8 protein-coding genes are annotated in these 12753 nt (G+C 61.6%); 2 read left to right on the top strand and 6 right to left on the bottom strand.

From position 1 onward, the window contains the following. Positions 1-16 precede the first annotated feature (16 nt). Positions 17-4030, top strand: coding sequence for a DNA-directed RNA polymerase subunit beta' (locus BBDE_RS08565; RefSeq protein WP_003839011.1), 4014 nt, complete (start codon positions 17-19; stop codon positions 4028-4030). Between the two features lie 108 nt (positions 4031-4138). Here BBDE_RS08565 and BBDE_RS08560 read toward each other — a convergent pair whose 3' ends face one another. Next, complete coding sequence (locus BBDE_RS08560) at positions 4139-5251, bottom strand: hypothetical protein (RefSeq protein WP_003839012.1); 1113 nt, start codon at positions 5249-5251, stop codon at positions 4139-4141. Positions 5252-5466: 215 nt separating this feature from the next. Here BBDE_RS08560 and BBDE_RS08555 point away from each other — a divergent pair, with 215 nt between their 5' ends. Then, positions 5467-6057: an FHA domain-containing protein gene (locus BBDE_RS08555; RefSeq protein WP_033489393.1), complete on the top strand. Its 591-nt coding sequence runs from the start codon at positions 5467-5469 to the stop codon at positions 6055-6057. Positions 6058-6187: 130 nt separating this feature from the next. Here the strand turns inward: BBDE_RS08555 and BBDE_RS08550 are convergent, their stop codons facing one another. Genes BBDE_RS08550 through BBDE_RS08530 form a run of 5 tightly spaced genes read right to left on the bottom strand, consistent with a single transcriptional unit; the run spans position 6188 to position 12752 of the window. Further along, the gene (locus BBDE_RS08550; RefSeq protein WP_003839020.1) at positions 6188-6913 is read right to left on the bottom strand and encodes a variant leucine-rich repeat-containing protein; all 726 of its coding nucleotides are present in this window, start codon (positions 6911-6913) and stop codon (positions 6188-6190) included. Continuing rightward, positions 6910-7809, bottom strand: a complete 900-nt coding sequence (locus tag BBDE_RS08545; protein WP_003839022.1) for a PP2C family protein-serine/threonine phosphatase — start codon at positions 7807-7809, stop codon at positions 6910-6912. Before BBDE_RS08545 ends, BBDE_RS08550 begins: the two co-directional genes overlap by 4 nt. Further along, a complete protein-coding gene (locus tag BBDE_RS08540; protein WP_003839023.1) occupies positions 7806-10196 on the bottom strand; it encodes a DUF3488 and transglutaminase-like domain-containing protein in 2391 nt (796 codons plus the stop codon). The genes BBDE_RS08545 and BBDE_RS08540 overlap by 4 nt, the downstream gene beginning before the upstream one ends. Beyond that, a complete protein-coding gene (locus BBDE_RS08535) occupies positions 10193-11413 on the bottom strand; it encodes a DUF58 domain-containing protein (protein ID WP_033489779.1) in 1221 nt (406 codons plus the stop codon). The genes BBDE_RS08540 and BBDE_RS08535 overlap by 4 nt, the downstream gene beginning before the upstream one ends. Before the next feature lie 13 nt (positions 11414-11426). Further along, positions 11427-12752, bottom strand: coding sequence for an AAA family ATPase (locus tag BBDE_RS08530; RefSeq protein WP_003839026.1), 1326 nt, complete (start codon positions 12750-12752; stop codon positions 11427-11429). Position 12753: the final 1 nt, after the last annotated feature.

Genomic DNA, 12753 nt, shown 5'->3' with positions numbered 1-12753 from the left:
TAGACAGGACAATAGAGTGCTGGACGTCAACGCATTTGACAAACTGAGGATCGGCCTGGCCACCGCCGACGACATCCGTAACTGGAGCTATGGCGAGGTCAAGAAGCCCGAGACCATCAACTACCGTACCCTGAAGCCGGAGAAGGACGGTCTGTTCGGCGAGCAGATCTTCGGACCTACCCGCGACTGGGAGTGCGCCTGCGGCAAGTACAAGCGCGTGCGCTTCAAGGGCATCGTGTGCGAGCGCTGCGGCGTGGAAGTGACCAAGAGCCGTGTGCGCCGTGAGCGCATGGGCCATATCGAGCTCGCCGCCCCGGTGACCCACATCTGGTTCTTCAAGGGTGTGCCGTCCCGACTGGGCTACCTGCTTGACATCGCGCCGAAGGATCTGGAGAAGGTCATCTACTTCGCCGCCTACATGGTCACCGGCGTGGATGAGGAACAGCGTCATCAGGATCTGCCCGATCTGCAGGACGAGTTCGACACCGAAATCACCAATCTGGAGAAGCGCCGCAACGCCGAGATCGAAGATCGCGCCAAGAAGGTGGAAGCCGATCTGGCCCAGCTTGAGGCCGAAGGTGAAGCCAAGGGCTCCGCACGCGCCAAGCTGCGCAACAGCGCCGAGCGTGAGATGGCCGCCATCCGTACCCGCTTCGACGAGCAGATTCAGCGTCTGAACGCCGTGTTCGACCGCTTCAAGAACCTGAAGCCGGGCGACATGGAAGGCGATGTGGACCTGTGGCGTGAGATGGAGGATCGCTACGGCGATTACTTCGAAGGCTGCATGGGCGCCGAAGCCATCAAGAAGCGTCTGCAGGACTTCGACCTTGACGCCGCTGCCAAGCAGCTGCGCGAGGAGATCGACACCGGCACCGGTCAGCGCAAGGCCCGTGCCCTCAAGCGCCTCAAGGTCGTCAACGCCTTCCTGACCACCGGCAACAAGCCGGAGGCCATGGTGCTCGATGTGATTCCGGTCATTCCGCCGGACCTGCGCCCGATGGTGCAGCTCGACGGTGGCCGTTTCGCCACCTCCGATCTCAACGACCTCTACCGCCGTGTGATCAACCGTAACAACCGACTGAAGCGACTCATCGAGCTCGGCGCCCCGGAAATCATGCTCAACAACGAAAAGCGCATGCTCCAGGAAGCCGTTGACTCCCTGTTCGACAACGGTCGTCGTGGTCGCCCGGTGACCGGTGCCTCGAACCGCCCGCTCAAGTCCCTGAGCGACATGCTCAAGGGCAAGCAGGGCCGTTTCCGCCAGAACCTGCTGGGTAAGCGAGTGGACTACTCCGGTCGTTCCGTGATCGTGGTCGGCCCGTCCCTGAGGATGCATCAGTGCGGTCTTCCGAAGCCGATGGCCCTCGAGCTGTTCAAGCCGTTCGTCATCAAGCGTCTGGTGGACCTCAACTATGCGCAGAACATGAAGAGCGCCAAGCGTCTGGTGGACCGTGGCGATTCCGAGGTGTGGGGCGTGCTCGAAGAGGTCATCGCCGAACATCCGGTGCTGCTGAACCGTGCCCCTACGTTGCACCGTCTGGGCATCCAGGCCTTCGAGCCGATTCTGGTCGAAGGCAAGGCCATCCATCTGCCGCCGCTCGCCTGCGCCGCATTCAACGCCGACTTCGATGGCGACCAGATGGCAGTGCATCTGCCGCTGTCCGCCGAAGCTCAGGCCGAAGCCCGCTCGCTGATGATGGCGTCCGACAACATTCTGAAGCCGGCGGACGGTCACACCGTGACCATGCCGAGCCAGGACATGATCCTCGGTCTGTATTACCTGACCACCGTCATCGACGGCGCCAAGGGCCAGGGCCGTGTGTTCTCCTCGCTGGAAGAGGCCGAAATGGCCCTTGACAAGCACGAGATCGACATGCAGGCCAAGGTGCTCATCCGTCTGCCGCAGGACTTCGTGCTGCCGAAGGATTGGGAGCCGAGCGAGCTCAAGGTCGTCGACCCGGAACCGGGCAGCCCGGACGTGGTGAAGGAAGAGCGCTTCCACGACGGTTCCGTGCTGTTCGCCACCTCCTACGGCCGTATCCTGTTCAACAGCACGCTGCCGCTGGATTACCCGTTCGTCAACGATCAGGCTCCGAAGAAGCGTCTGAGCAAGATCGTCGACGACATCGCGACCCGTTATCCGACCGCCCAGGTGGCCGCGACGCTGGACGCCCTGAAGGATATGGGCTTCACCCGTGCACCGTGGTCCGGTGTGTCCTTCGCGTTCTCCGACGTCATCCAGCCGCCCGAGCGTGACGAGTACATCGAAAAGTACGAGGCCGAGGCTGACAAGGTCAACGAGAACTACGAAATCGGTATGCTCACCGAAGAGGAGCGCCGTCAGGAACTCATCGACCTGTGGACCAAGTGCACCAGCGAGGTGTCCGAGGCGGTCGAGGAACACTTCGACTCCAAGAACAACCTGGCCATCATCGTGCAGTCCGGTGCACGAGGAAACATGATGCAGATCAACCAGATCGCAGGTATGCGAGGCCTCGTGGCGAACCCGAAGGGCGAGATCATTCCTCGACCGGTGAAGTCCAACTACCGCGACGGTCTGTCCGTGCTGGAGTACTTCATCTCCCAGCACGGTGCGCGTAAGGGCCTGGCCGATACCGCACTGCGTACCGCTGAATCGGGCTACCTGACCCGTCGTCTGGTGGACGTCTCTCAGGATGTAATCGTGCGCGAAGAGGACTGCGGCACCAAGCGCGGCCTGCCCATGAAGGTCGGCGAGCGTGACGAGAACGGCAACCTCGTGCTCGTCAAGGCCGCTGATGGCGGCCCGTACTCCCGCCTGCTCGCTTCCGATGTGATCGATCCTGCCGACGGCGAAACCGTGCTGTACAAGGCGGGCGACGCGCTGTCCATGGATGTGCTCAACGACCTTGTCGCCCACGGTGTGGAAGAGGTCAAGGCCCGTTCCGTGCTGACCTGCGAATCCAAGCGTGGCGTGTGCGCCAAGTGCTACGGCTGGTCCCTGGCCACCAACAAGCTGGTGGACGTCGGCGAAGCCGTCGGCATCGTGGCTGCACAGTCCATCGGCGAGCCTGGTACCCAGCTGACGCTGCGTTCCTTCCACTCCGGCGGCGTCGCATCCGCTTCCGATATCACCCAGGGTCTCCCGCGTGTTACCGAGCTTTTCGAAGCCCGTACCCCGAAGGGCGAGGCTCCGATCGCCGAGTTCCCGGGCGTGGTGAAGGTCGAAGACACCGATCGCGGTCGTCAGGTCACCCTGAAGCCGGACGACGACTCCGTCGAGCCGATCGTCTACCCGGTGACCCGTCGCGCTCCGATGCTGGTCAAGGACGGCGATCATGTCGAAGCCGGCACCCAGCTCATCGAGGGTTCCGTGGATCCGAAGAAGATCCTGCGCATCCTCGGTCCGCGCGCCGCTCAGGTCAACATCGTGGAGGAAGTGCACACCGTGTACCGCTCCCAGGGCGTGGATATCCACGACAAGCACATCGAGGTCATCGTGCACCAGATGCTGCGTCGTATCACCGTGATCGACTCCGGCGACACCGACCTGCTGCCGGGCGAACTCGTGGACCAGGCACGCTTCAAGGCCGCCAACATGGAGGCCGTGAAGAACGGTGGCAAGCCGGCCGCCGGCCGTCCGGAGCTGATGGGCATCACCAAGGCTTCGCTGGCCACCGACTCCTGGCTGTCCGCGGCCTCCTTCCAGGAGACCACCCGCGTACTCACCGAAGCCGCCCTGAGCCAGAAGGTCGATGACCTCAAGGGCCTCAAGGAGAACGTCATCATCGGTAAGCTCATCCCGGCCGGTACGGGTCTCGCCCGCTATCGCAATGCCGTGGTCGAGCCCGACAAGGCCATCCGTGACACCATCTATCCGAACTTCGGCCTGGGTGGCGACGAAACGGGTGCCGACTTCGGCGACGCCGATCTGTCCGATGTGGACTTCTCCAACATCGACTTCGGTGATTTGAAGCTCGGCGACGACTTCAACCCGGATGACTTCCTCGACGATAACGGCGGTCAGATGGATCTGGGAGACACCCTCTGATCCGTGGCGCCGACGGCGATAACTGATTAAGGCTGGGCCCCGACCATGCAGATGGTCGGGGCCCAGCCTTAATCATAGGGGAGGATGCTCGCGGCAGCGGCCGCTCAATCAGTGGGCATGATCGGCGCCATCCGTCAAAGCGTCATACAGGGAGCGCAGGGAATCACTCAGGTCGGCCTCCTCCGCGGAATCCTGCAACGCTTGGCTCAACGTGCTCACGCTGCTGTACGGCGCCTCCAGATTGTTGAACTCGTCGAGCAGGTCACGGAACTGCTGGTACTGCGTGGTGCCATACTGCAGCGAGCTGATATCGCCGATGGCCTGCATGCTGGAGATGATATCGCCGAGCTTATCGACGTAATCGCCAAGATCCTTGCCATACTGTGCGATGTCCTTGTTCGGTGACTTGGAGACATCGTCGAGTGCGGCCTTACAGGCGGACACATACTCACCGTACTTGGTGTAGAAGCTGTTGTCGTAAGAGCTGACGCTGGGGCTGCTGTTGCAGGCCTTCGCCGCTTTGGAGAGCGATTCGCCGGATTCGATCATCTCGTCGACGAACTTGATGTATGTCGCGGTCTTCTTCTTATACGCCTGATATTCCTTATTGACGGTCTCATCGTTCATGACCTTCAGGGATTCGAACTTCGCGTTGTCATTCTGGAGGGTCTTGAGACGGTCCTTGAGACGCTTCTTGTCTGTGTCCTGGAAGGAACTGCTGCCGTATGCGGACAGATAGGCGTCGCGCAGCTTCTCATTCACGCTCGCATAATGCTTCTGCATGGTGAGCACCTGATTCTCTCCGGCCGTGTAGTCGGCGGCGGTGATGCGTTTCGACATAATCATCGTCACCACTACGGCAAGAACGACGATGACGGCGATCACCGCCGTTACGATGCCTACGATCAGGCCGGTCGCCGGCTTCTTCGCGGCGCTCTGCGGCATGGGCTGCCCGTACGGTTGCCCCTGCATGAGAGGGGTTCCCGGCTGACCCGGCACGCCCGGCCGACCCGGCATCGGCTGCTGATACTGCGGAGCCGTTTGCTGGTACTGCGGAGGCGTCTGTTGATATGGCGGCATCGGTTGCTGGTTGGCCTGAGGCTGTGCCGGCTGCTGGGGCTGCCGATCCGCCGTGCTTGACGTTTGCGGTTGAGTCTGTGCATGGGATGGCGTCCGAGCGCTGTTCGGTTGCGTGCCATCGGTAGGAAGTTGGTCATCCATAAGAGAAATCCTTACTGTGTATCCTCTGCTTCTTCGTATGCAAAGTCACATATTTCCGAATATTCAAAAATATTTCCGTAATGACTAGCATTGTTCCAGCATAGCCCTTCAGCGCCGCAAAATCAGGTAACATGCTGAACGAAGTCGTTCCGAAGAACATGTCGATACATGAATTGCGCTATCGTTATGGGTCTCTTGCACATACAATGGAGCACATGAGCTTTCTACCTTACCCACCGCCGCCGGAACCTGGCTGGTATGACGATGACGTTACCGCACTGTCCGGTGCAATCCAATCCGAATCTTTCGAACGAAGGCAGCCGATGCAGGACGGGTCGGCGCTGAGCATGCAGCCCGTGGCGGATGTGCAGGTCGCAACGATGCAGACCGAACCGTCGCAGGACGATTCGGAAGACCAGAGCATCGAAGATTGGGACAGCACGGTGCTGTCGTCCGCGTTCACCATGAAGCAGCCGGATCACGTGTATCTGCTGCACAATGACATGACCGGCCAGGACGTGACCGTGGACATCAGCACATTGCTGGGGCGCAAGCCGTCCGCCGATGTGCCGGAAGGTGCCAAGTCGGTCAGGCTGGAGGATCCGACACGTACCATTTCCCGCAATCATGCGGCCATCAGCTTCGATCGGGACGGAAGTCTGTGGATTGAGGATTACGGTTCGCTGAACGGTACGTACCTCATCCAAGACGACGAAGAGATCAAGGTGGAAGGCAGGCCCATGCAGCTCGAGGCGCCGGCCACGCTACGTATCGGCGATCAGTTCTTCTCCTTCGAAGAACGCTAGCCTACATCATTCGAAACGTATCGCCTTGGGCGGCACCGGACGAAAAACCACTGCAAGGCATGATGGTTGCTCCCGCCGGTACCGACCAAGGCGATACGTATGCATGAGTGCGCATGAATGATGGTCGGCCTCACTGCCTAGTGCGCAAGGCGGCGTTGATGGCCGGATCGTTCAACTGCGCCAACCATTCCAGCAATGCCGGATAGGTGTTGGGATTGCGTGCGATGCAGGCACGCAGCTCCGGCGCGTACTGTGCGATCTGTGCGATCTGCATCTGATCGGTGGTGGTCAGTGCCATTTGCGCGGTGAAGCCATACGGATTCCGTGCAATCGGCTGCTGCGGCTGTGGTTGCGGCTGCTCCTGCACAGGTTCGGCATAATCCGCCACCTCGGACAGATCGGCAGGATTGGTGTAGGGGTCAAGATATTCGGTCGAAGTGTCGGTGATCGGCTGGTTTTGATGGATCGGCTGAGCCTGATGGACTGGCTGAGCCTGATTGTCCTGCACTACAGGTTGCTCTTGCGCGGACCGTACGAGCTGTTCCTGAATCGGCTGTCGCTCCTGCGCAAACTGCCGCTCCTGCACCGGCGAATCCTGTGCCGGCGAATCCTGTGCCGGCTGTTCGTGTGGCGCCACTGCGGTCTCAGGTACGGCATAGCCGCGCTGGATCACAATCTGGCGTGCACGGTCGTCGCCGAACTGGGCCAGCCAGCGAATCAACCCGGGGTATGCGCGCTGATGCGCTGCGACATTCGCCCCGAATTCCGGGTTCTCATAGGCGATCTTCGCCAGGAATGCGGGATCGGCGTTTGGATCCTGCACCGCCGCGACCGCGGTATCGTAATCAACCATCATGATCTCCTTACATCAATGGTTCGTAATGTTTGTAATGTGCCGTCTTGTAGATCGCCGATGTCTTCATGCTCGGCGAGTTTGCCGACCGTCCACTCCCGCCCGATGGGCGAAGGTGTGATCATGTCGACTACCACCACGGTCACGTTGTCGTTGCCACCGGCCCGCAGCGCCGCTTTGACCAACGCGTCGGCGGCGGTCTGAGGATCGTTGTCGGCGGCCGCGATGGCGGCGAAACGTTCCTTGTCCACTTCGGCATGCAGGCCGTCCGAGCAGATGATGAAACGTCCGAAGGCATCCGCCGCGTAATAATCGGGTGCGATGCCGTTCGGCGCTCCGATGCACTGCGTGATGATGTTGCGCGGGATGTTTCGCAACGCCTCCTCGGGCAGCATCTCCCCGGAATCGATGGCGTTCTGGCGCTCCGAATGATCGCGGGTGATGCGGGTAAACGTGCTCGCATCCCAACCGCCGTCTTCGGCAGCGCACATATGGTAGGTGCGTGAATCGCCGATGTTGACGATATAGCAGGAATCGTTGCCGTCGGCGATACTGTTGGCATCGGCTGCATGGGCCGTCATGTCATCGATATCGGCAGGCATGATCACACCGGAAATCGTGGTGCCGGCGATGCCGCCCAACGATTCGCCCAATGCCAGCACCTCACGTTGCGCGGCATTCAGCGTCTCTTCGATATCATGCCGGTTGCGCGCGGCCTTGGCGCCAAGCTGCGCACAATGGCGCACCACTGCCTCGCTTGCCCGCTCGCCGCCCATGCCGCCGCCCATGCCATCGCATACGACGAATATGCCATGCCCGGCCAGGGCATTGTCCTGATTGCTGGCGCGACGCAGTCCGATATCGCTGTTCAGGCCGGTCACGATACGGTTCGCGTTCATGAACTCCGCCCTTTCCCGTGCCGTCGGATGTGGAATACGTCCGCGAGCGACAGCCTGGCTCTCCACCTCCGCGCAGGAGGCAGGGATCCGAGTATGGACCGGCGCACCACATCGATGTTCCGCCAATACCGTTGCACATGCTCTTCCTGCACCGTATCGCCCGAAAACGCCGCGTAATCGGCTTCCTTGCCCAATGCGAGCAGTGAGACGGCATCGACGTTAAGCTGTCGGCCGATGGCCTGCGCCTGATCGCGACGGGTGCCGTCGACATCGAGTCCGCTTTGCCTGGCCAGGGCGGCGACGGATTGCCATCCCGCGGCTACGCGCTGACGTGCGTCGCCATGTCTGCGGGCCCGTGCCAAGGCGATCGCCTTGATGCCGAGCAGCAGCGCACAGATGGTGAGTAGCGCCCAGAGCGGGCTTCCATAGATGGCCACCTTTTTGGCGATGCGCTCGAAACGTTGCCAGAACAGGTTGGTAGGGGATTCGTCGGCCTCGCTGCCGCCGATCGATGACTTGCCCTTGGCCTGATTGTCGTCACGAAGCGGGTCGGTAAGCGGCACCGGAGGCTGGCGTACCAGCGTCTGCGGGTTCGGCGGAGTGAGATTCTGGTTTTCGTCGGGAACCTTCGTCTCCTTCGGTGTGGGATAGAACGACACCCATCCGTAGCCGTCGAGCTTGATCTCCACCCATGCGGTCACGTCATTGCCGGTGAATTCGGTGGTGGTGGACTTGCCGTGCCGTTCGGTGCGTTCCTCGCTGATGTCGCCTTCCTCGTTCTTCGGCAGGAATCCGAGCACCACACGGCTGGACAGACCCAGACTGCGGGCCATCAGCGCCATCGTGGAGGCATACTGTTCGCTGTCGCCCACCATGGCGGTGCCGGCAAGGAGCTGATCGATGCGATAGTTGCCGTGGCCGGGGGAGGATGGATAGTCTCCGGCCAGACCATGCGAGAACCAGCCGGATTCCTTGAGCTCGTTCGCCAGGGCGAGGGCCGCCTCACCGCCCTTGGACCGGCCGCCAGCCACTGCGGTGGCGAGCCTGTCCACGCTGTCGGGCACGTGCTGCGCCTGCGGCTGGCTTACCGAGGAGGCCTTGGCCTTGCTGATCTGGCTGTCGGTGGGCACGGCGGGCATGATGCCGGTTTCCGTGTAGGTCAGGCCGGCGGTCGTCTTGGACGCATAGATGGCCGAATGCGTGGCGGTGTTGTAGTAGAACGAGTCGGCATCATCCTCATGCTCGAACGTCACGCCGGAGGCGGTGCCGGTCATCGGCAGCCAGTAGTCGCTCAGGCCCCTGTTCACCGTGAACGTGGCCGCGAACTTCCTGCCCTTGACGTTGTTCCTGATAGTGGTGCCGACACGATGGTAGTTCGATGAATCGGCGGCCATCGTGGAATCCGAAAGATTCCACACATTGCCGTCGAAACGGTCCATCACGGCCAGACGGACGGTGGAGCCGGCCGGCAGGTCGGTGACGGTCAGCAACGTATCGTCCTTATGATTCTTGATATAGGATCGCATGCCGCTCAACGGGCTTGTGTAATCGTACGGGCTTAACGGCGGGTCGTAATAGTCTCGCAGAATGATTCGGTCCTGCGGGATCGTCAGACATGCGCCTATCGCCAGTGCAGCCGAAAGCGCCACGATGATCGCGGAGCTGATCCAACGGCCCAACTCCAGCAATCCCCAGCGAGCGCTCACCCAAATCATCAACACGATGGCAACGGCGGTGCCGATGGCGAAACGATAGTAGCCACTGGCGGTGCCGAGCAATGCGCAGATCGCCATGTTCGCAATCACCGGAAGGATGGCGATCATGGTGAGACGGCCGTCCTGCGCGACGGCGAATATGCCGGTCAGCAGTGCGAACCACAGGCAGATCGTCCATACGGCCAGCAGACTGCCGTTGGCGGTGCCGGTAGGCGGGTCGATCGACAGTACGTACTTGAACGATCCGAGCATGGACGTCCATCCTTGCGTCAACGTACGCAAGGTGGGTATGACGTGTGCGATGGTGGTCTCGTTCAGCAGGAGAACGGGTCCGATGACGAGTTGCGCCAGTGCCATGAACAGGGCCTGCCACCATAGTCGCAACGCCTCGACGGTGCCGGCGAGCGCCACCAGACAGCCGATGGCGGTGGCTGGCACGGCGGCGACGGCCCATGCGGCTGGTGAGCCATACACGTCGATGAGGTTGCTGGCGGTGGCGAGCGTGAGCAGTGCCGTCGTCAGAAGACTGGCGAACTGCCGGCTTGCCGGGCGGTGTGCGCTGATCAGCGGCCGCTGTTTGCCGCTGCGGGTCATCCAGACCACCGAATGCGTGGAATCGGCCCACGATCCGGTGAAGGTATGGCTTTGGTCGGGAATCGGTGGGAAGGTCATGACAGTACTCCCATGATCATCGGCAGATCGTTCAGATCGCCGACCGTGGCCAGGATGAAGTTCGGGAATCTTCGTATGGCGCGTTGTTGGCTGACGGCTGCCTGCAGTACTACGCAGGTCGCTGAGCGTGGCAATGCGAGCGCCATATGCTTGATTTCGTCTACGTCTTTGAGTCGGCCGACGGTGAAGTAGTAGAACGAGGCATCGGCGGCGTAGTCGAGTGTGCCTTGCGCAAGGTTCGGATTGTCGTCGAGATCCGGTTCGATGGCGCTGCAGGAGTCCAGGAACGTCGTGGCATTGCGGGGCGTGGTGTGATCGTCGCCGGCGTGTGCGGTCAGCGGGCGGTCCTGCAGCAGGCACTGCACGCCGATGGAGGCGTGGATTGACACGGCCAGTTCGAATTCCTGGGCGTCGGTGTAGTCATCGGGATTCACGCTGATGCCTACGGCGGTGTCGGTGCGTCGTGTGGCCTCGTATTGGCGGATCATCAGCGAGACGGTTTTCGCGGAACTCAGCCAATGTACGTTACGCACATCGTCGCCCGGCTCGTATTCCCGCAAACCGTAGAAGTCGAGATCGTCATCCACGATTTCGCCGCTTGGCTGTCCTTCCAAGTCACGTTGGATGCCGGCATTCAACGTATTGAGCATGACGGTCGGCGGGTGAATGAATACCTGGATCTGGTCGACGAGCCGTTTTTCGTGGCGTACCAGACCGAACGGGTCGCCCTTGCGGATCGACAGCGGGCCGACCGGCAGCACCGCACGCGCCATGGCGGTGAATTCCACGTCGGTCTGGCGCGACTGCCCGGCCGCGAGCATCGGGATGGTGAACCGTTCGTGGTTGTCTCCGATCGGCAGATCGCCGCGTGCCGAGGCGGTCGGTGTGTTACCGGGATTGTCGACGGCCACCCTCACCTGCACCGTGTCGCCTACGGTCACACGCCTGTTGGACACATCGATGGATGCGGAGAATGACGTGTTGCCCAACGACATCACTACCGCGGCAAGCAGCATCAGCGCGTATGCCGTTGCCATGGCAAGCAGTTCATGCCAACCGAGCATCGCGAACGCGGCAGACGTGGCTACGGCCAATACGGCCACCATCCATCCCACCGGTGAAACGTATGAGGTGAACAGACGCTTCAACCGGTGTCCGGTACGGCGCAGGAACCGCATCATGGTTCGTCTGCGTAGCGTTGTTCGGGAATTTCGCATCGGAACCGTCTCCTCAGGCGCCCAGGGTCGGGGCCGGCACTTCCTCGAGAATCTGCGAGATCATCTGCTCCGCCGTGGCACCGGCGAATGTGGCTTCGGCGGTGAGCGTGATGCGGTGTGCGAGCACGGAGACCGCCAGATCCTTCACGTCGTCGGGCACTACATAGCCGCGATTGTCGGCGGCGGCCCACACACGGGCGCAACGGGTGAGCGCCAGCGCGCCTCGCATGGAGGAGCCCACTTGGATCCTTTCGTTATGCCGGGTCGCTTCGACCAGGCGAACGATGTATTCGATGATGGCGTCATCGAGGCGTACGGTCTCGCTGACGGCGCGCATGCGCAGCACGTCGTCGCCGGAAAGCACGTGATGCACGGCGGCAGCGCGGTCGGTGACGTTGACCTGACGCAGAATGTCGACGCTCACCTCATGGCTTGGGTAGCCGACGGTGGTCTTGATGAGGAATCGGTCCATCTGCGCTTCGGGCAGCTTATAGGTGCCGAGTTGTTCGATCGGATTCTGCGTGGCGATCACCATGAACGGCTGCGGTACGGCATGGGTCACGCCATCGACGGTGACCTTCTGCTCCTCCATGACCTCGAGCAGTGCGGACTGCGTTTTCGGTGAGGCGCGGTTGATCTCGTCGGCGAGCACGACGGAGGCGAAGACCGGGCCCTCACGGTATTCGAATTCGCTTCGCTTCTGGTCGTAGTAGGTTACGCCGACCACGTCGGACGGTAGCAGATCCGGCGTGAACTGGATACGCTTGAACGACATGTCGATGGAATTGGCCAGACCTCGCGCCAACTGGGTCTTGCCGGTACCCGGATTGTCTTCGAGCAGCACATGGCCGCCCACCACCATGGCGGTGATGCATTGGCGAATCGGGCCGTCCTTGCCGACCACCACCTTGGAAACGTTCTCCACCAAGGCGTTGAACTTGTCATGGAATTCGACGATATCGGCGCCGGCGGCCGGCACCATGCCGGTATTCAGGGTTTCCGGCATGGTGCCGGCCGCCGGCTGCCGACGAACCTGCTCGGAGGCGGCCGGCTGCCGTTCGGTTGTTGCCTGCCACGATGCCATCCGCTCGGTCGGGGCGGCGGTGTCCGGTGTGATCGTGATGGTTGGGGCGGCGGCGGTCGGTGTGACGGTCGGAGCGTTCGTCGTCACCGGGGCCGTCGTGCCATGCGTGCCCAATACCGTACCGTCCACGTCGGTGGACTCATGATGTTCGATCCCGAGGCGTTCCGGCAGCTTCGGCATGGTGAAGCCTTGCTTTCCGTGCGGTTCGTTGCTGCGCTCGCTCAGCTGGGTGGCATCGTCGAATGCGTTGCTCATG

It is taken from the genome of Bifidobacterium dentium JCM 1195 = DSM 20436 (genome assembly GCF_001042595.1).
GTDB classification, from domain to species: domain Bacteria; phylum Actinomycetota; class Actinomycetes; order Actinomycetales; family Bifidobacteriaceae; genus Bifidobacterium; species Bifidobacterium dentium.
This window is presented reverse-complemented; position numbering and strand designations above follow the sequence as displayed.